Origin of the sequence: Sphingomonas phyllosphaerae FA2 (assembly GCF_000427645.1) — a bacterium.
In the GTDB taxonomy this organism is placed as follows: domain Bacteria; phylum Pseudomonadota; class Alphaproteobacteria; order Sphingomonadales; family Sphingomonadaceae; genus Sphingomonas; species Sphingomonas phyllosphaerae.
Genome location: NZ_KE386571.1, coordinates 1,865,473 through 1,884,022 on the forward strand (window position 1 = coordinate 1,865,473; position 18,550 = coordinate 1,884,022).

15 protein-coding genes and 1 pseudogene are annotated in these 18,550 nt (G+C 66.1%); 9 read left to right on the forward strand and 7 right to left on the reverse strand.

Annotation, left to right across the window (positions count from 1 at the left end):
* Positions 1–558: 558 nt before the first annotated feature.
* Entirely contained in the window at positions 559–3,417 is a 2,859-nt protein-coding gene (locus SPHPH_RS0109075; RefSeq protein WP_037488338.1) for a TonB-dependent receptor domain-containing protein, read from the reverse strand.
* Between the two features lie 88 nt (positions 3,418–3,505).
* Entirely contained in the window at positions 3,506–5,278 is a 1,773-nt protein-coding gene (locus SPHPH_RS19325) for a DUF885 domain-containing protein (protein WP_156025928.1), read from the reverse strand.
* A 168-nt stretch (positions 5,279–5,446) separates the two neighbouring features.
* Between SPHPH_RS19325 and SPHPH_RS21115 the strand changes: the two genes are divergently transcribed.
* Complete coding sequence (locus tag SPHPH_RS21115; protein ID WP_156025930.1) at positions 5,447–5,605, forward strand: hypothetical protein; 159 nt, start codon at positions 5,447–5,449, stop codon at positions 5,603–5,605.
* 91 nt (positions 5,606–5,696) lie between these two features.
* Here SPHPH_RS21115 and SPHPH_RS21120 read toward each other — a convergent pair whose 3' ends face one another.
* Positions 5,697–6,017 (reverse strand): hypothetical protein, encoded by a 321-nt coding sequence (locus SPHPH_RS21120; RefSeq protein WP_156025932.1) that lies wholly within the window; start codon positions 6,015–6,017, stop codon positions 5,697–5,699.
* A 175-nt stretch (positions 6,018–6,192) separates the two neighbouring features.
* On the opposite strand from SPHPH_RS21120, the gene SPHPH_RS21550 reads away from it, so the two are divergent.
* Positions 6,193–6,417, forward strand: a complete 225-nt coding sequence (locus tag SPHPH_RS21550; RefSeq protein ID WP_238303010.1) for a cyclic nucleotide-binding domain-containing protein — start codon at positions 6,193–6,195, stop codon at positions 6,415–6,417.
* A 236-nt stretch (positions 6,418–6,653) separates the two neighbouring features.
* A pseudogene (locus SPHPH_RS21555) lies at positions 6,654–6,716 on the forward strand (hypothetical protein); the annotation flags it as partial.
* 75 nt (positions 6,717–6,791) lie between these two features.
* Here SPHPH_RS21555 and SPHPH_RS0109100 read toward each other — a convergent pair.
* Positions 6,792–8,390 (reverse strand): amino acid ABC transporter ATP-binding/permease protein, encoded by a 1,599-nt coding sequence (locus tag SPHPH_RS0109100; RefSeq protein WP_028966421.1) that lies wholly within the window; start codon positions 8,388–8,390, stop codon positions 6,792–6,794.
* The gene (cydD, locus tag SPHPH_RS0109105) at positions 8,387–10,018 is read right to left on the reverse strand and encodes a thiol reductant ABC exporter subunit CydD (protein ID WP_028966422.1); all 1,632 of its coding nucleotides are present in this window, start codon (positions 10,016–10,018) and stop codon (positions 8,387–8,389) included. The genes SPHPH_RS0109100 and cydD overlap by 4 nt, the downstream gene beginning before the upstream one ends.
* 124 nt (positions 10,019–10,142) lie before the next feature.
* Between cydD and SPHPH_RS0109110 the strand changes: the two genes are divergently transcribed.
* The 4 genes from SPHPH_RS0109110 to SPHPH_RS0109125 are packed head-to-tail and all read left to right on the forward strand — an operon-like array spanning position 10,143 to position 13,765.
* Complete coding sequence (locus SPHPH_RS0109110) at positions 10,143–11,711, forward strand: cytochrome ubiquinol oxidase subunit I (protein WP_028966423.1); 1,569 nt, start codon at positions 10,143–10,145, stop codon at positions 11,709–11,711.
* 13 nt (positions 11,712–11,724) lie between these two features.
* Positions 11,725–12,864: a cytochrome d ubiquinol oxidase subunit II gene (cydB, locus tag SPHPH_RS0109115; protein WP_028966424.1), complete on the forward strand. Its 1,140-nt coding sequence runs from the start codon at positions 11,725–11,727 to the stop codon at positions 12,862–12,864.
* A 17-nt stretch (positions 12,865–12,881) separates the two neighbouring features.
* Complete coding sequence (cydX, locus tag SPHPH_RS20785) at positions 12,882–12,998, forward strand: cytochrome bd-I oxidase subunit CydX (RefSeq protein WP_028966425.1); 117 nt, start codon at positions 12,882–12,884, stop codon at positions 12,996–12,998.
* Positions 12,999–13,054: 56 nt separating this feature from the next.
* Positions 13,055–13,765: a Crp/Fnr family transcriptional regulator gene (locus tag SPHPH_RS0109125; RefSeq protein ID WP_028966426.1), complete on the forward strand. Its 711-nt coding sequence runs from the start codon at positions 13,055–13,057 to the stop codon at positions 13,763–13,765.
* Here the strand turns inward: SPHPH_RS0109125 and SPHPH_RS0109130 are convergent.
* Both SPHPH_RS0109130 and SPHPH_RS0109135 read right to left on the reverse strand, forming a co-directional pair.
* The gene (locus SPHPH_RS0109130; RefSeq protein WP_028966427.1) at positions 13,762–14,298 is read right to left on the reverse strand and encodes a hypothetical protein; all 537 of its coding nucleotides are present in this window, start codon (positions 14,296–14,298) and stop codon (positions 13,762–13,764) included. The genes SPHPH_RS0109125 and SPHPH_RS0109130 overlap by 4 nt on opposite strands.
* Positions 14,299–14,381: 83 nt before the next feature.
* The gene (locus tag SPHPH_RS0109135) at positions 14,382–15,422 is read right to left on the reverse strand and encodes a sigma-54-dependent Fis family transcriptional regulator (RefSeq protein ID WP_028966428.1); all 1,041 of its coding nucleotides are present in this window, start codon (positions 15,420–15,422) and stop codon (positions 14,382–14,384) included.
* A gap of 186 nt (positions 15,423–15,608) precedes the next feature.
* On the opposite strand from SPHPH_RS0109135, the gene adh reads away from it, so the two are divergent.
* Both adh and SPHPH_RS0109145 read left to right on the forward strand, forming a co-directional pair.
* Positions 15,609–17,120 carry an aldehyde dehydrogenase gene (adh, locus tag SPHPH_RS0109140; RefSeq protein ID WP_028966429.1) on the forward strand — a complete coding sequence of 504 codons (1,512 nt, stop codon included), beginning with the start codon at positions 15,609–15,611 and terminating at the stop codon, positions 17,118–17,120.
* 69 nt (positions 17,121–17,189) lie between these two features.
* The gene (locus tag SPHPH_RS0109145) at positions 17,190–18,224 is read left to right on the forward strand and encodes a zinc-dependent alcohol dehydrogenase (RefSeq protein WP_028966430.1); all 1,035 of its coding nucleotides are present in this window, start codon (positions 17,190–17,192) and stop codon (positions 18,222–18,224) included.
* The last annotated feature ends 326 nt before the right edge of the window (positions 18,225–18,550 follow it).

Here is an 18,550-nt window from a genome sequence, read left to right on the forward strand (position 1 = left end):
ACTCGTGCCCACTCCCCGGAGTCGCCAAGATTGCTCCCCCCGTCTCGGAACGTTTCACTGGCAGCTTTGGTCGGGAGCGGCCGCCGTCCTCTCCTGCCGCATTGCCCCAAACCCGGACATACGCCCCCCCCTTTCCGCTTCCCAACTTCAGACGTCCATTCAGTTTTTTGCCTTTTAGCTTGCGGCATAAAGCAGGCGAGACAATCGATGCTGCATTCGGAACGGTATCGACAGGGAAGTGCGAACATTATCGCGGCAGCAAGGCAGCTTCGCTATCGGCATCGGCTACGCAGCATTTCGCCGCAGTCCGCCACCTGGTTAATACTTAACAGGCTTCTGCAGCTGGAACAAACGCAACTAAAGCCCGCTAATTGCGGGCTTTTGTTGGTTTCGAAGACCCGCACCGAACGATGTCACATCTCACCTGCAACAGCGATCTGATATCGGCTGATCGTCCGTAAAGAAGCGGCATTTCCGCCTCGTGCCGATGACATCAAATCGTCTATCATCAGACATAGCCAGTGAGCGGGTGATCCTGCGATCACCCGCTCGTTATTGTCAGAACTTCACCGCGATCCGCGCATAACCGAACTGATCGGGCAGATCGTAAGTGGTCGGATCAAACCCGCCACAGCTGAGGCAGTCAGGCGCCCGCTTGCCGAGGATATTGTTAACGCCCAGCGTCAGCGTCATGCGATCGTCCCACATACTCGGCGTCCAGCCAATCTGCGCGTCGACATAAAGCGTCGGGCTCATGACGTTGTCGTCATACGCCGGCTCGATCACCCGCCCGATATAGCGGCCGGTGATCGACGCCATGAACGACGGACTGGACCAGTCGATCGTGGCATTGCTCTTGAAGCGCGGATACGCCTGATCGCCACGCTCCGTCCCCTGACGCTTTACGGTCTGGCTACCTGTCGCCGTCGGCAGCGTGGTCGAATATTCGAATAGGAAGTTGTTCGACCATAGCAAGCCAAACGTCCCCGTCCCGACCGATGGCGAGCGCCAGGTCAGGATCGCGTCCAGACCTTCGCTCTTGAGCGAGGCGATGTTCTGGAGCAGCCCGCGAATCTGCGTGATCGCGCCCGACGTGGAACGCGTGATCGCACCGCACGCGATCGGGTCATTGGTCTGCGTGCAATTCGCGAGCAGAACGTCGGCGCCGATCGACGAGATCGCATTGTCGACCTTGATCGTGTAATAATCGACTTCGAGCGACAGGCGACCGACGCCGCTGGCCCACGACGGGCTGTAAACGCCGCCGACGATCCAGCTTTCCGAGGTTTCCGCCTTCAGCGCGCGATTACCGCCGGTGAGGATCGGCAACTGCTGATTGGTCTGCACGTAGCCGGCAGGAACGCCCTGTGCGGCGCAATTCTGCCGCACCGTTGCCGACGTGCCGCTGGCGTCTGCGGAACACGGATCGATCACGCCGCCGTCGAAGCGCGACGGGGTGCCGAACAGCTCGCCAATGGAAGGGGCGCGGAAACCTTGGGCCCATGTGCCGCGCAGCCGCAGGTCGTCGATCGGCTTCCAGCTTACGCCCGCCTTCATCGTCGTGCGGCTGCCGCTGGTCGAATAATCCGAATAGCGCGCCGCGAACGATCCTTCGAGTAACTGGAAGAACGGCACATCCTTGAGCACGGGGATGCTCAGTTCGCCGTAAACTTCGTTGACGTCGAAGCTACCCTGCGTCGCCTGCGCGGGAATGTCGGAGCCGAGCCCTGCGGCAACGATCGGATCGGGAGTGAACGAGCCGGACTGGCGACGATATTCGTAACCGGCCGCCAGCCCAAGCGGCCCCGCCGGCAGTTCAAAGAGCGTACCGGTGACGTTGAGGGTGGCGTCCACCATCGACTGCTCGCTACGGTCACGCTGGCGGAAGGTGACGTAATCGATCATCGCCTGCGTGATCGAGCCTTCGCCGCCGAAGATGTTGAACGGCACGCATGCCCCGGTGCAGTCGGCGACCGGACCGAGCGCGCGCGCAAGATTGGCGGCGTTGACGTTGCCCTGCACCACCTGCTTGGCCGTGTTTGCCGCATAGATGACGTTGGCGTCCCAATACCATGTCCCGTTGCCGACCTGGACCTTCCCGTCGAGGGTCGATCCGACGTACATTGTCTCGACCTTCTGGCTGTAATGCCGCGGGCCATTCTCGACAAAGCGCCGTCCGATAAAGTCGTAATTGCGCGGCAATCCGGCATTACCCGTCGCCAGTGTCACGCCAAAAGGATTGTACGGGTTGGTGGCATCGATCGAAATCGTGTCGAGCAGATTGCCGTTGCCCGCGTCGGGGCCGACGAACAGCGGCAGCGGGGCCGCCTGATTGTCCGACGTGCGACGATTGTAGATCATCCGCGTCGTCAGCCGGACGTTCTCTCCGAGATCGCCTTGGAAGTTAACGAAGGCGCCGAACCGTTCCTGCGGGGTGAGCAGATAATTATAGGGGCGGAAGTTGAAACGATCGGCGACCGTGAACGCCTTGAAATCGCTACTCGCGCCCGTCGGATCGGCGGGATCGAAGCGTGGGCGGGTCAGCGGGTTCGACTTCAGCGTGAGGTTCATCCCCGCGCCGGTGACCGGATTGTTGATAAGGAAGCGGCCATTGGGGGTGCCTGAGCTGCAACTGGTCGTGCAGGCGGTCGCGCCGGGATCTGGAAAGGCGTAGTGACTGCGGTCGCCCGCGAACACCGAACCCTGCTTGATGTAATTCGCGCCGGCCACGAACGAGATGCCCGCTTCCTCGTCGCGATGGCCCCAGCTGAGCTGATAATTCTGCGTGACGCCGTCACCCTGCGGATAGGCGCCGCCCTGCACCGAGGTGACGAAGCCGTTCTGACGTTTCTTGGTGATGATATTGACGACGCCGGCGATCGCATCGGACCCGTAGATGGTCGATGCACCGTCGCGCAGCACCTCGACGCGCTCGATCATGCTGTCGGGAATCGCATTGAGATCGACCGCACCGGGCACGCCGCTGGCCGCGCTGCCATTGATGAAGCGCAAACCATCGACCAGCACCAGCGTCCGGCGGCTGCCGAGATAGCGCAGGTCGATCTCCGACGATCCAGCCCCCACGCCACCGCCATCGGGCGGGTTTCCGTTGTTGCCCGAGCGATTGAAGCGCGAATTGAGGCCACCCGCCGCGCCGGGCAGGCGTTGCAACACATCGGCAATCGACGACAGCCCGGTCCGCGCGATATCGGCGCCTTCGATCGACGTGATCGGCGCAGCTTGCGCGAGCGGGTTCTGGCGGATGCGCGAACCGGTGACGACGACCGTCTCGCCCTCGCCCGGATCATTGGCCGGATCCGCGGCGGTCTGTGCACCAGCCGGAAGCGCGGCCAGCATGGCGCACCACGCGACGCCGATAATGGCGTGCCGCCGCACGTTGTGGCTTTTCCTGATCATGTCGACTGTCCCCTTCGTCGTTCGTTTTCCCTGTTCCTGCTGCGGTTATCGGGGGCGCACCTCTTTTACGGGCCGCCTTTCCCGAATCTTAGTTGGCGTGTTCCTCGGCATCCAACGCGCGTTCGACCAGCGACAACGGCATGATGCCCGGTTGCGCAAGGGCGGCGAGCGTGGCGGCGGCGTCGAACGGGCGGCCGGCGCGGCTGGCGCGTTCGGACTGGCGGGCAAGCAGGTCGTCGAGCTGGATCTTGCCGACGATGTAGCTCGCACCGTAACCCGGCTGCCGCAGGTAAAGGAGCTGCTCGAAGCCGACGAGGCGGCTATCGGGGTCGGACCAGCCGCGCGGCGTCCAGCGCGCGTGGAAACGCCCCGCCTCCGCCAGCGTCATGCGATTGTCCTGTACGTAGAGCGAGGCGAGGCCGCGCGCGGCCCGGTTGGCGAGCATGATCCACACCAGTTCGCGCCCGCGCGGAAGATCGTCGTAGAGCCCGGCCTGCATCGCCAGTTCCTCCATCGCGGTGGCGAAACCTTCGGAGCGATCCTGCCAGATGTTGAAGGGCAACGGTCCCTGACGGACCGGATCAGGATGCGGTTCGTGCGCCATCCGGGCCAGCTCCATCCAGTGATAGAAATGGCTGTAGAGCGGCAGTGGGTCCTGCGCGACGACATGGCCGAAGAAGTCGCGCTCCGTGGGAGGGCGCCATTTTACCAGTTGAGCCGGTATGGCGGCGCGATACCAGGGACGATCGGGTACCATGCCACGATCGATCAGGAATTGCGTGAAGCGTTCGGCTTTGGCCAGTGACGCCTGATTGAACGCGTTTGCGCTCTGCGGCATCGCCAGCGGCGGCAGCGTCCGATTGCGCACTTCCTCCAACGCAAGCCCCGCCCAAGCACGCGACAATTCGCGCTTGAGCAAGATCTCTTGCGCTGCCCAGTCATAGGGAGAGAGATAGACGTGGCGCGCGGCCCAGTCGTAATCGGCGCGTCCGATCCCCGACGGACCAGTGCGCCGCGGCGCTTCTGCCTCGATCCAGGCGGCGAACCTCTCGGTGGCCACCCGCGCGGCGCGGATCACCGGGCGTAGACGCTGGCCCTCCCCTGACAGATCAGCGCGACGGCGACCTTCAAGCGACCGCAGCTCGAGTGTCCCGGCTTCGAGCTGCGCTAGTACGTCCGCCTGATCGTGAAAAGCGCGCGCGCCATACGCAAACAGATCGTGCGCCTGGCTGCCAGCGAGATTGACGCGCGCCGCGTCAAGAAGCGCGGGGATCGCCGCGAGTTGCTTCGACAGCCGTGTCGAGTCGGGCGCGGACAGTGGATACGCGTATCGCCACAAGTCAATCACCGGAGCGTTCGGCCCCTCGTGCGCCGGTACGTCACTCTGTTCGGACCAGACGGTAGCGTAATAGCCTGGATCACGTGCCCACGGGCGGAGCACGCGCAGCTGGAAGTCGAGACCGTTCATTTCGGCTTCGATCAAATCTCCGTTGATCTGATCGGTGGGCGTCAAATTACGACGGTCAATTGCCGCCAGCCTTGCCCGGGTGGTCGTTAGCCTTTGTTCTAAGATCCTTAGCCCAGCGGGAGAATAGTCGGGAACGCCCGTGGCGGCGCTTGGCTCGATCATGGCGCGCCACTCAACGACGACGCGGGCGAAAGGCGTGAGCGGTCGAGCGATCGCGGGCGCAGCGAAAGCCAACGCACTCACAATCATGATTGCACGAGAAAGAGCTTTGCTCATCGAGTGAGGCTGATGGTATAACAAATAATTGTCAATGAGCCGGTCCGCAGATAGATGATGCAGCTCTGAACTCGTCACTTCTGAATGCCCGCTTTCGGCCAATTTCGTTGCACCCATTCCGCACAAGTGCTCCTTCAAACACACGTGAAGGCTGCGCGGGCGGTCCTTTGTCGGCGTCTAAATGCGACGCCCGCGCAAAAAGGAGCGTCACGTGAGATACAGTTTTCTCGTCAAAGCGGTCTTTGCGGCGGCGCTGGTCACCGCGTACGATCGGCTGACAGCGACATGGCGGGTACGGTCGCCGGTGCCTTCGGTACGAAATGGCTGATCGGGCTGGTCGCCGCCCCTGCCGACGTCCGGCGCGACCATCGTGCGGGTATCGCACTCGTAGCGGCAGCGTTGTTCGTCACTTCGCTGATCGACGATCCCCGCCCGCTCGGTTGAGCGCCTGACGGCGGCGGGGTATCAAGCGGTCGGGTTCGATCACTTTGCCAAACCGGACGATCCGCTGGCGCTGGCGACGGCAAGCGGCGCGCTACGCCGCAATTTCCAGGGCTTCACCGATGACCCCGCCGACATCCTGATCGGCCTGGGTGCCAGCGCAATCAGTGCGTTTCCCGACCGCCTGCTTCAGAACGCCAAAAAGGCGGGCGATTGGCACCAAGCGATCAGCACCGGTCGGTTCGCGACCGCGCGTGGTATCCGTCGGACGCCGCTCGACCGGCGGCGCGGCGCGGCGATTGCCGGGATACTGTGCCAAGGAGTCGCGGATACCGGAGGCCTGCCCGAGCGGGACGCCATCCGAAGCCGGCTTTCCCGCTTCGAGCTGGTCGGACTGCTCGGCTGGGAGGGCCATCGCCTGCGCCTGGCGGCAGACGCACGGCCCTATGCGCGTAGCATCGCCGCTGCCTTTGACGCCTGGCGCAGCGAGGACGATAGGCGCTTCAGCCATGCCGTCTGATCTGCCGCCGCGATGCGCCGCCGGTGTGGCACGCCGCATGGCGTCGTACGGCTGGCTTGAGTAAGCGGCATTGGCCGCGCTTCACCGGATTGGTCGTCGTAGCCGATTGGGTACCGAACAGGCATCCGGCTGGAACGGCGATCCGGCTAGCGGTTGCGCCAATCTCGTCTCGGGCGTGCTCAAGGTGTCGTGCATAGAGGCAGATAGCGGCGTTCAGATCGTCGGGCTGCTCTACTCCGGCGATTTCGTCCGCGCGCTTCTTTCCGCCCGGTTCGTTGATGCGGCGCAGCGTTGAGCGAGTCCGATCTGTGCGTTCAACCGCGCGCGGCGCTGCAGGCGCTACCGGCCCGCCATCCCCGGCTGGCCGATTGCTGCTGCGCCGGACGATGGCGACCATGGCCGAGGTTCGACGCTGGATGCCGATGCTGGCGCGTGAGCCGGAGCACGGGCCGTCGGGTCGCTGCTCGACATGGCGCGTTGGTTGAGGTGGCAGGGGACGAAGCGTTCCGCCTGCCGCTGTTGCGAGCTGCCATGGCGGAGGCGCTGGGTCTACTGGTCGAGACGGTGAGCCGTCACATGAACGCGTTCCAGCAGGACGGGCTGATCGCAATATCCGGGCTGCGTGGCGTGCGCCTGCTTAACCGCGCACGCCTGGGCCTGAATCGCGGCTCAGGCGGCGGATCGGCAGGTTCCGCCATCGGCCACCCATTGCCGATCGCACAGGGCCGAGAGCACCGGGCGGTGGCTGATCAGGATCATTCCCTGCCCGGTTCGCTTCAATCGCGCGTCCATTCGCCGCGCGACCTGCGCCGCCACCGCCGCATCCAGCCCCTCGCCGGGTTCGTCGAGTAGCAGCCAGGGCGCATCCGCCAGATAGGCGCGCGCCAGGGACAGCCGCCGCCGCTCGCCCCCCGACAATCGCGCCCCGTCCTCGCCCAGCCACGTGTCGAGTCCCGCGGGCAAGGCGCGCACCACGTCGTCGAGTGCGGCGTCACGCAACGCCTGCCACAGGCGGTCCTCGCCGGCATGATCATCGGCCAGCCGCAGATTGTCGCGGACCGTACCCGCCATCAACGCCGCGTCCTGCGGAGCCCAGGCGAAGGTCGCGCGCAAGGTTGCGGGCGCGAGAGAGGCGGCATCCCGCCCTCCGATGATGACCCGGCCGGGTGAAAACGGACGGAGAGCCAGCAATCCCTCGACCAACGTCGTCTTGCCGCAGCCCGATGGCCCGGTCAGCGCGATCCGCCAGCCCGGTGCGAACGAAGTGCCGTCGATGATCAGGTTCGCGTCGCACGCCCCATCGGCAGCCGGGCGCTCTTCCGCCGCCGCGAACAGCGTTTCCAGCCGCGCTTCCGCCTCGCGAAGCCGCCCACGTTCGGTCATCGCGCGCAGGATCGGCGCCGTCGCATCGGCCGTCATCGCTGCCGCCAGCGCCGCCAATGCCGCGATCGGCGCGCCGGCACCCGCCGACAGGACCAGCGCCGATGTTGCCGCCAGCGCGACGCTGATCGCATGGAGCGCCTCGAACCGCGCCGCCACCGCCGCTTGCTGTGCCTGCGCCTCGGCCAGGCGGTCGCTCACCGCCGCGATCCGGGTGGTCGCCCAATCCTCGAGTGCGAAACACCGGAGTTCGGCCGCCGCGCCGCCCATCGCCGCCACTTCCTCGCGGAGCGCGCCCGTCGCCTCTTGCACCGCACGGCCGGGCTGTTCCAATTGGTCCGCCCAGGCATGGGCCAGACCGAGGGCTCCCCCGACACATGCCAGCGTAGCGACCATGGACAGCCATCCACCGAGTGACGTTAGCACCGCGCCCGACACCAACGCCGCCGCGACACCCCAGGGTCCCGACAGACGGACGAAGCGCCATTCCACCGCATCGACATCGCCGATCAGCCGCGCTGTCGCCTCGCCGCGGCCGAGCGCCAGTGCTATAAAGGGCGGCGCGGCAGTAACCGCGCGATAGAGCGCAGGCCGCAGCCGGGCGAGCGCGCCGAAGGCCGCGCCATGGCTCGCCAGCCGCTCGCCATAACGCGCGCCGGTTCGCGCGATCGCCAGCAACCGGATCATGGCGGAGGGCAGCATATAGTTGAACGCCTGCGCGGCGACGATCCCCGCCCCGCCCGCCAACGCGGCGGCGGTCAGGAACCAGCCCGACAAGGCCAGCAGCAGCACCGAGGCGATCGCAATCGCCGCGGCACAGACACCCGCCTGTCGCAGACGGCGGCGTTCCCGCCGACGTTCGGCGGCGATCAGCCTGTGCAGTGTCATGCGGTGTGTTCCAGATGAACGACGCGGGTCGCGATGGCGGCCAGAGCAGGGCTGTGCGTGGCGATCAACGTCGTGCGCCCTTTCGCAGCCCGCGCGATAGTGGCGATCAGCGCGGCTTCGGCGGCGTCGTCCAGATGCGCGGTCGGCTCGTCGAGCAGCAGGAAGGGCGCAGGGGTAAGCAGCGCTCGGGCGAGCGCGAGCCGCCGGCGCTCACCCCCCGACAGCCCGCTGCCCCGCGCATCGAGCGGTGCGTCGAGGCCACGCGGCCGGGCCGCGAGCATCGGCCCCAAACCCGCCGCCGTCACCGCGCGCTGGATGGCCAGATCATCCGCATGGGGATGAGCGAGCATCAGATTGTCGCGGATCGTGCCCGCGATCAGCAGGGGATGCTGGCCGGCCCAGCTCGCCTGTCCCGCCAGCGAGACCAGCGGGATGCCGCAAGCCTCCACCGTGCCCGCCGATAGCGGCGCGAAGCCCAGCAGCAGGTGCAGGACGCTAGTCTTGCCGCTGCCCGAAGGGCCGAGCAGCGCCACCATTTCGCCCGCTTCGATCCGCAACGACAGGTTCGAAACGGCCGCCGCGTCGCTGCCCGGGTACTTGATAGCGACATTGCGCAGGACCAGCGGAGCGGTAACCTGGGCCGAGAGCAAAGGCTCCGGCTGGGCCAGGGGCATCAGCGTATCGGCGGCCGTCTCCGCCGCCTGCTTGTCGTGATAAGCCGCGGCGAGGCGGCGCATCGGCGCATAGTATTCGGGTGCAAGCGCCAGCACGAAAAAGGCCCGGCCGAGGGTCAGCGTTTCGGGCGCAGCGAAAGGCAGCAGGCCCAGCAGCGCGAAACCGCAATAAACCGCGACCAGCGCAACCGACAGCGCCGCGAAAAACTCCAGCGCGGCGGAGGACAGGAACGCCACCCGCAGGACGCGCATGGTCCGCTCGGCCAGTTCCTGCGCGCCTGCGCCGATTGCCTCGGTCTCGCGTGTCTCGGCCCGAAAGGCCAGCACGATCGGCAAGCTGCGGACCCGGTCGGCAAAGCGGGCCGACAAGCGGTGCAGCGCGATGAATTGCCGCCGCGACTCGTCCGCCGCGGCGCCACCCGCCAATATCATCGCGGCCACGAACGGCAGCAGGGTGGCCGCGAGAATGACCGCCGCCACCCAGCTGGCGCAGGCGGTCGCGGCGAGGACCAGCATTGGCGCGATGGCGGCGGCGCGGCGTGCAGGCAGAAAGCGCGCGACATAGCCGTCCAGCGCCTCGACCGCATCGACGGCCTGGCTGGCGAGCAGGCCGCTGTCGATCGGATCACCGGGCTTCCGACGCAGCGTTGCGGCAACGGCACGAAGCCGCAGCGTCCGCTTGACCACTCCCGCCCTCACGGCGCCCCGCCGCAAGGCCAGCGATGCGAACACCCCACGCAACGCCCCCGTGCCGAGCATCAGCATGGCCCAGGGCAACACCGTTCCCTGCCCCTCCACCGCCGCCACGCCGCCCGCGACACCCGCCGCGAAACCGATCGCCGCCAGCGTATCGAGGAGCAGCAGGCCCGCCACGCTGTCGCACCGCCCGGCCGCATCCTTTAGCCAGAAGTTTCGTGCCTTACGCGTCGGGGAAGCATGGGCGATCGTCGTCATGCGGGGACGGTCGCCCCAACCGCCTCCATAGTCTTTGACCGCGGTCAATGGCGGCACAGCGGAGCGGACCTACCGAGTCGGCCGACAAGGAGCCGGGGCGCGGCTCCTTTTATGGAGACATGCTATGGACCCCGGGGTCGTCGACCTGTCGCGGCTGCAATTCGCGGCCACCGCCTTGTATCACTTTCTGTTCGTGCCGTTGACGCTGGGCCTGTCGATGATGCTGGTCATCATGGAATCGGTCTATGTCATGACCAACCGTCCCGAATGGCGCGTGACCACGCGCTTCTGGGGCAAGATCTTCGGCATCAACTTCGTGCTGGGCGTCGCCACGGGCCTGACCATGGAGTTCCAGTTCGGCACCAACTGGTCCTACTTCTCGCATTACGTTGGCGACATCTTCGGTGCGCCGCTGGCGATCGAGGGGCTGATGGCGTTCTTCCTGGAGGCGACGTTCGTCGGGCTGATGTTCTTCGGCTGGGATCGCCTGTCGAAGCTCGGCCATCTGATCGTCACCTTCATGGTCGCGCTGGGCACCAATTTGTCGGCGCTGTGGATCCTGATCGCCAATGGCTGGATGCAAAACCCGGTTGGCGCGAGCTTCAATCCCGATACGATGCGCATGGAGGTCGCGGATTTCGGCGCGGTGCTGTTCAATCCCGTCGCCCAGGCCAAATTCGTCCACACCGTCAGCGCGGGCTATGTCTGCGCCTCGGTCGTGGTGCTGGGCGTGTCGGCCTTCTGGCTGCTGAAGGACCACTTCCTGCCCGTCGCGCGCCGGTCGATGACGGTCGCGGCGGCGTTCGGCCTCGCCTCGTCGCTGTCGGTCGTCGTGTTGGGCGACGAGAGCGGCTATGCGCTGACCGACAACCAGAAGATGAAGCTCGCCGCGATCGAGGCGGTCTGGCACACCGAGCCCGGACCTTCTGGCCTGACCCTGTTCGGCTATCCCGACACCGTCGCGCGCGAGACGCGGTACAAGGTCGAGATCCCCTGGCTACTCGGCCTGATCGCGACGCGCAGCCTGGATGGCACTGTCACCGGCATGTCCGAGCTGGTGCTGAAGGCGCAGGAACGAATCGCGTCGGGCGTGATCGCCTATGACGCGGTCCAGCACTTGAAGGCGAACCCGCAGGACGTGGGCCAGCGCGCCCGGTTCGAGGCACACAAGCGCGACCTGGGCTATGCGCTGCTGCTGAAGCGCCAGATGGCCGATCCGCGCGCGGCGACGCCGCAGCAGATCGAGGCGGCCGCCTGGGACACGGTGCCCGATGTCGGCCTGCTCTTCTGGAGCTTCCGCATCATGGCCGCGATCGGCTTTGGAATGATCGCGCTTTTTGCCGCCGCCTTCACCTTATGTTCGCTCCGGATGCACATGGATTCGCGCTGGTTCCTCCGCCTCGCAGTGGCAGCGATCCCGCTGCCGTGGATCGCGATTGAACTGGGCTGGGTGGTCGCAGAGCTGGGTCGCCAACCCTGGGCGATCGAGGGCGTGCTGCCGACCTTCCTGGCGACCAGCTCTCTGTCGCGGGCTGCGCTATGGACCACGCTGGCGGGCTTTACCGTGATCTACGGCGTACTGGCAGTAATCGAGGTTCGGTTGATCCTCGCCGCCATTGCGCACGGCCCGGAAGAGCGGGAGGACCAGCCCTCCCCCGGCCCGATCCCCGCCGCCATTCCCATCACCGCCTGAAGGGGCCCAAGACATGTTCGATTATGTGGTGTTGCGCCTGATCTGGTGGGCGCTGCTGGGTGTGCTGCTGATCGGCTTCGCGCTGACCGACGGCTTCGACCTGGGTGTCGCGGCCCTCCTGCCCTTTGTCGCGCGCAACGATGCCGAGCGGCGGATGGTCATCAACTCCATCGGGCCGACCTGGGAGGGAAACCAGGTCTGGTTCATCCTGGGCGGCGGTGCGATCTTCGCCGCCTGGCCGTTCGTCTATGCGGTCAGCTTTTCGGGCTTCTACCTCGCGATGTTCCTGGTGCTGGCCGCGCTGATCCTGCGGCCGGTGGGGTTCAAATATCGCTCGAAAAAGCCCGATCCGGCCTGGCGCACCCGCTGGGACTGGGCGTTGTTCGTGGGGGGACTGGTGCCAGCCCTCGTCTTCGGGGTCGCGGTCGGCAATGTGCTGCTGGGTGCCCCCTTCCGCTTGGATGGCGACCTGCGTGCCTTTTACGACGGCACTTTGCTCGGGCTGTTCACGCCCTTCACGCTGGTCTGCGGGCTGTTGTCGGTGGCAATGCTGGTACTGCACGGTGCGGCATGGCTGTCGATCAAGGTCGAGCATGGTCCAGTCCATGGCCGGGCAAGGGCATTCGGGACGGTGGCGGCGATCGCCTCGATCCTGTTGTTCGCGGTTGGCTTCGCCTTCGTCGCATGGGGCGATATCGGCTACCGGATCGTCGGGACGGTCGATCCGTTCGGCCCGTCCAATCCGTTGCGCATGACGACGGAGCAAGCGGGCGGCGCATGGCTCGACAATTACGCGACCTATCCGTTGATGATGGCGCTGCCCGGGCTCGGCTTCGCCGGAGCGGCGCTGGCGCTGGTCGGCATCCGTTCGGGACGTGAGGCGCTGGCCTTTGCCGGATCGTCGCTCGCCACGACGGGGATCATCGCCACGGTGGGTTGTTCGATGTTTCCGTTCATCCTGCCGTCCAGCATCGATGCGCATAGCAGCCTGACGGTGTGGAACGCCTCGTCCACGCAGAAGACGCTGGGCATCATGCTCTTCGTCACGCTCGTCTTCCTCCCCATCGTGCTCGCCTACACCGCCTGGGCCTACCGGGTGATGTTCGGGCGCGTGACGGCGGAGGCGGTCCGCACCAACCCCGACTTCTACTGACGAAAAAGGAACGGCCGATGTGGTATTTCTCCTGGGTCCTTGGCCTCGGTCTCGCGATCGGCTTCGGCATCCTCAACGGCATCTGGCATGAATTCCATCTGCCGCAAGAGGATGACGTGTCGCCGCGGCACTGACAGATAGACAATACTTCCCACGACAGGGGATCATGGCCGCGTTATACGGCAGGGCCATGATCCCGAAGGACATCTGTGCCGATTGCGCGGTGCGCGACCGGGCCTTGTGTGGCAGCCTGGACGACCAGGAGCTGCTCGCCTTGAACGCCATCGGGCAGCGCCGCCAGATCGCGCGTGGCCAGACCGTCGCCTGGGCGGGTGACGAGGCGGTGATCTGCGGCAACCTGCTGACGGGCGTGCTGAAGCTGGTCGCCGCGACCGCCGATGGTCGGGAGCAGACGGTCGGCCTGCTCTACCCCGCCGACTTCTTCGGACAGCCCTATGCGGGAGATGTCGGCTTCACTCTGACCGCGCTGACCGAGGCGGAGTTGTGCGTCTTTCCGCGCGCCGCCTTCGAACGGGTGCTGGAGCATCATCAGCGCATGGAGCGCCTGTTGCTCCAGCGAATCTTCGAATCGCTGAACGAAGCGCGCGGGCGGATGCTGGTGCTGGCGCGCAAGTCGGCCGGGGAAAAACTGGCCGGCTTCCTGCTCGACATGGCGGCGCGGGCCGGGGCCAGCGGATGCCGGGCCAGCCGCGACGGGCCGGTGACGTTCGATCTGCCGCTGACGCGCGGCCAGATTGCCGATGTCCTGGGCATGACGATCGAGACGGTCAGCCGCCAACTGACCCGGATGAAGCAGAGCGGCGTGATCGGCCTGCCCGGTGGCCGCGCCATCACGATCAGCGACCGTGAGGCGCTGGCGGCGCGCGCCGAAGCCGCCTAGGCCACCAGACTTTTCGTCAGCGCATCGACCAGCAGGCCGCGCGCCTCCGGGGTCAGCCGGTGCCCAGCCAGCGCGATGATGACCAGTTGCTCGAAATCGATCGCGCGACGGCATCCGACGAAAAAACTGCGCAGCATATAGCCAAGCGTCTCAGGTGCGGCGCAGGCATCCGCCTCGGCAAACGTTGCGACCAGTTCGCGCGCGGCCGCCGCATCGGTCCTGTGCCGGTGCCGGACGTGGTCGAGAAGTGTGTCGGTGAGCGGATCGGCCCGCCCGTTGGACAGCATCGCCTCCAGATAGACGCCGTCGGTCTGCTCGCCCTGCGTCACCAGCGTTTCGAGCGCCTGCAGGAACAGCGTCATGGTCGGAGCGTCTGGGCGATCGGGCAAGGCGTCTGCCATCGCCTCTGCCTGCTCGCATAACGCCAGCCGCCGGCGATGCTCCTGCACCAAGCGAATAAGATCGATTTCCTGAATGACGTGCCAGCGCCGCGCGAACGGCACGACGCTGCCTTGAAGCCGGTTGCGATCCATCGCGGGTCTTCTCCTTCGCCTCCTTGCTGACGAAGGGACGCGCCCTCAGCATTGACGATGATCAAAGCGCCGCCCCACCGCGTTCAGCACTGCCGGGCGAGATGCCGATGAATGGTGCTGCGATGGACGCCCAGTTGCCGCGCCGCCGCCGAGACATTGCCGTCGTGCGCCGCCAGCGCCGCGTCGATCGCTTGGGCCCGCTCGTCGGCCAGCGGGCGCGCGGCCACGGACAGCTCGACGCCGCCGCCCCACCCCTCGGCATCCCAGCCGCCGATCAGGGTCGTCCCGCTGGTCAGGCGCAATCGGCCCCGCGACGCCTGCTCCCTCATGTCCACCAATTCGCCAAGCGCCGCATCGTCCAGCGCCTCCCAGCTGCGCCCGACCAGCGAAAGCCCGCGCCGGTTGGCGGCGACCAGCCGCTCGTCGCGGAAGACCAATATACCCTCGCGCGCGGTGCCCAGCATCGCTGCATCGTCATGCATCCGCAGCACGCGGCAATCGGCAAACCGGTCGCGGAACAGCCGATGCTCGATCTGATCGACTGCCAACCGGATCAGCCCCAGCGCATGACCGTGGCCGTTGGCAGATGGTCCCGAAATGTCGAGAGCGCCGACGATCGCACCACGTGGATCGAGGATCGGCGTCGCCGCGCAGCTCAACACCGCATGTTCGGCGAAGAAATGCTCGAGGCCGTGGACGGCGATCGGGCGACGCTCGGCGATAGCGGTGCCGATCGCGTTGGTGCCGGTGCTCGCCTCGGTCCACGACACACCGGGCCGGAGCGCCACCTGGGCCGCGCGCGACAGGAAGCCGGTGTCGCCGATGCTGTCCAGGATCATGCCATCGGCATCGGCCAGGATCACCACGCTGCCCGTCTCGCGCGCCTCGCCTGCCAGCATCTCCATCTCCGGCCGGCATAGGCGCCGCAACCTTTCGCGACGCTGGCGCAGGGCATTCAGTTCGCTGTCAGTCAGCGGCCCGTCACCGCGCAGCCGGCCTTGCACCAATCCCATGTCGGTGCAGCGCAGCCAGGAGCGCAGCACAGGCTGGCGCACGCGTTCGATCGGCAATCGCCCCTCGTCGAAATAGGCGTGTCGCCCCTGTTCTACCCCGGCGCCGTCCATCGCCGCATCCTTCTCCAACTGTCGCACATTGCGACACTGGCGCGGCTTTGGCGTCGCGCCTTGCGACAGATGCTACGCCTCGGCCCCCGAAAGTCCACTCCATCCCATATCGTTCGTCGCGGATCGGCTTGTCCGGCGCGTCGCAAAGGCAGAGCCTTGGCCCATAACAGATCAAGGAGAGAGCCCGTGACGATCCAGGAAGCCATCAAGCCGCGTACCGCGCCGTTCAAACAGCGTTATGCCAATTTCATTGGCGGTCGCTGGGTCGATCCGGTCGATGGACGCTGGTTCGACAACCGATCGCCCATTGACGGCCAGGTCATCTGCCAGGTCGCGCGAAGCCAGATCGCCGATGTCGAACTGGCGCTCGACGCCGCGCACAAGGCCAAGGACGGCTGGGCCCGCACCAGCGTCGCCGAGCGCGCGCTGATCCTCCACCGCATCGCCGATCGGATGGAGGAGAACCTGTCCCTGCTCGCCACCGCCGAAACCTGGGACAACGGCAAGCCGATCCGCGAGACGACCGCCGCCGACCTGCCGCTGGCGATCGATCATTTCCGTTATTTCGCGGGGTGCATCCGCGCGCAGGAAGGCGGCATTTCGGAAATCGACCACGATACGGTCGCCTATCACTTCCATGAACCGCTGGGCGTGGTGGGGCAGATCATCCCGTGGAACTTCCCCCTGCTGATGGCCTGCTGGAAACTCGCACCCGCGCTGGCGGCGGGCAATTGCGTGGTGCTGAAGCCCGCCGAACAGACCCCCGCCTCGATCATGGTGTTGGCCGAACTGATCGCCGACCTGCTGCCCGGGGGCGTGCTGAACATCGTCAACGGGTACGGCATCGAGGCGGGCAAGCCGCTGGCGCAGAACCCGCGCATCGCCAAGATCGCCTTTACCGGCGAGACGACGACCGGCCAGCTCATCATGTCCTATGCGTCCGAAAACCTGATCCCGGTCACGCTGGAGCTGGGCGGCAAGAGCCCCAATATCTTCTTCGCCGATGTCGCGGCCGAGGATGACGACTATTTCGACAAGGCGATCGAGGGGTTCGCCATGTTCGCGCTCAACCAGGGCGAGGTTTGCACCTGCCCCAGCCGCGCGCTGGTGCATGAGTCCATCTACGACCGCTTCATGGAAAAGGCGGTCGCCCGAGTCGAAGCGATGATCCAGGGCGATCCGCTCGACCCCGCGACCATGGTCGGCGCACAGGCCTCGCAGGAGCAGATGGACAAGATCCTAGGCTATCTCGACATCGGCCGCGACGAGGGTGCCCGGGTGCTGACCGGCGGCACGCGTAATCGGCCCGAAGGCTTGGAAGGCTATTACGTCAAGCCAACCGTGCTTAGCGGCAACAACAAGATGCGCGTGTTTCAGGAAGAGATTTTCGGCCCCGTCGTCTCGGTTGCGACCTTCGGTACCGACGAGGAGGCCGTCAGCATCGCCAATGACACGCTGTACGGCCTGGGCGCTGGCGTGTGGACGCGCGACGGCACCCGCGCCTATCGCATGGGCCGCGCGATCCAGGCGGGCCGCGTGTGGACCAACTGCTACCACGCCTATCCGGCCCATGCGGCGTTCGGCGGCTACAAGCGGTCGGGCATCGGGCGCGAGACGCATCGCATGATGCTCGACCATTATCAGCAGACCAAGAACCTGCTGGTCAGCTACTCGGCCAAGAAGCTCGGCTTCTTTTGATCCCCGTCAAAGCGGGGGCGGTCGATCACGCACATCCCCGCTCCATCATCATCCGAGAGGAACGTTTCCATGGCCAAGACCATGAAGGCAGCCGTCGTTCGCAAATTCGGCGCGCCCCTGACCATCGACGAAGTCCCCGTGCCAGAGGTCGGCGACGGCTTGATCCAGGTTGCGATCCAGGCATCGGGCGTCTGCCATACCGACCTGCACGCCGCCGAGGGCGACTGGCCGATAAAGCCGAAGCCGCCCTTCATTCCGGGGCATGAGGGCGTCGGCTATGTCTCGGCGGTCGGCAAGGGCGTGAAACACATCAAGGAGGGCGACCGGGTCGGTGTGCCCTGGCTCTACACTGCGTGCGGCCATTGCGTACACTGTCTGGGCGGGTGGGAGACGCTGTGCGAGAGCCAGCTCAACACTGGCTATTCGGTCAATGGCGGCTTTGCCGATTATGTCATCGCCGACCCCAATTTCGTCGGCCATCTGCCCGCCAATATCGGCTTCACAGAGATCGCGCCGGTGCTGTGCGCCGGGGTGACGGTCTACAAGGGGCTGAAGATGACCGATACCAAGCCGGGCGATACGGTCATCATCTCCGGCATCGGCGGGCTGGGGCATATGGCAGTGCAATATGCGGTCGCCATGGGACTGAACGTCGCGGCGGTCGATGTCGACGATGCAAAGCTGGAACTTGCCCGGCGGCTAGGCGCAAAGGTCACGGTCAATGCGCGCACCGAGGCGGACCCCGCGGCGGCGATCAGGCGCGAGACCGGCGGCGGCGCGCAGGGTGCACTCGTCACTGCGGTCAGCGAAAAGGCGTTCGCCCAGGCTATCGGCATGATGGCGCGCGGCGGAACGGTGGCGCTCAACGGCCTGCCGCCGGGCGACTTTCCGCTCAATATCTTCGGGTTGGTGCTGAACGGCATCACGGTGCGCGGATCGATCGTCGGCACCCGATTGGACCTGCAGGAATCGCTCGCCTTCGCCGCCGACGGCAAGGTGAAGGCGACCATCGCCACCGCCCCACTCGCCGAGGTCAACCAGGTGTTCGACCGGATGCGCCGAGGCCAGATCGAGGGCCGGGTCGTCCTCGACCTCGCAGCCTGAATACGCGGCGGCGGTGGCTCCGGCCCACCCGCCGCCCTTGAGAAACAATGACCGACCGTATCGCCGGCACCGCTCTTCGTCCGCGTAGCACCGATGCCGACACCGCCGCCGCCTTGGGCCACCCCTGCGAAACGGTGGCAGGCCGGAGTGTCCACGCGCCTGGCCGGGACATGTTCATGCCGAAGATGAAGTGGAGCCTGCATCCAGGATCGGTTCGCTTGCTTGGGGATGAAGTGCCCCCGGATCTTGTCGTGGTCGTAGCGGGCATCAACCCGATGATCGGGTCTTGCTCCCGACGGGCACGCCGGTCGCCGCGCGGGAGCGTC

Bases quoted from the DNA above. Each gene is read 5' to 3' on its own strand.
- SPHPH_RS0109075 (WP_037488338.1), bottom strand. From the start codon at position 3,417: ATGATCAGGAAAAGCCACAACGTGCGGCGGCACGCCATTATCGGCGTC.
- SPHPH_RS19325 (WP_156025928.1), bottom strand. From the start codon at position 5,278: ATGGGTGCAACGAAATTGGCCGAAAGCGGGCATTCAGAAGTGACGAGT.
- SPHPH_RS21115 (WP_156025930.1), top strand. From the start codon at position 5,447: ATGGCGGGTACGGTCGCCGGTGCCTTCGGTACGAAATGGCTGATCGGG.
- SPHPH_RS21120 (WP_156025932.1), bottom strand. From the start codon at position 6,017: ATGGCCCTCCCAGCCGAGCAGTCCGACCAGCTCGAAGCGGGAAAGCCG.
- SPHPH_RS0109100 (WP_028966421.1), bottom strand. From the start codon at position 8,390: ATGACACTGCACAGGCTGATCGCCGCCGAACGTCGGCGGGAACGCCGC.
- cydD (WP_028966422.1), bottom strand. From the start codon at position 10,018: ATGACGACGATCGCCCATGCTTCCCCGACGCGTAAGGCACGAAACTTC.
- SPHPH_RS0109110 (WP_028966423.1), top strand. From the start codon at position 10,143: ATGGACCCCGGGGTCGTCGACCTGTCGCGGCTGCAATTCGCGGCCACC.
- cydB (WP_028966424.1), top strand. From the start codon at position 11,725: ATGTTCGATTATGTGGTGTTGCGCCTGATCTGGTGGGCGCTGCTGGGT.
- cydX (WP_028966425.1), top strand. From the start codon at position 12,882: ATGTGGTATTTCTCCTGGGTCCTTGGCCTCGGTCTCGCGATCGGCTTC.
- SPHPH_RS0109125 (WP_028966426.1), top strand. From the start codon at position 13,055: ATGATCCCGAAGGACATCTGTGCCGATTGCGCGGTGCGCGACCGGGCC.
- SPHPH_RS0109130 (WP_028966427.1), bottom strand. From the start codon at position 14,298: ATGGATCGCAACCGGCTTCAAGGCAGCGTCGTGCCGTTCGCGCGGCGC.
- SPHPH_RS0109135 (WP_028966428.1), bottom strand. From the start codon at position 15,422: ATGGACGGCGCCGGGGTAGAACAGGGGCGACACGCCTATTTCGACGAG.
- SPHPH_RS0109145 (WP_028966430.1), top strand. From the start codon at position 17,190: ATGGCCAAGACCATGAAGGCAGCCGTCGTTCGCAAATTCGGCGCGCCC.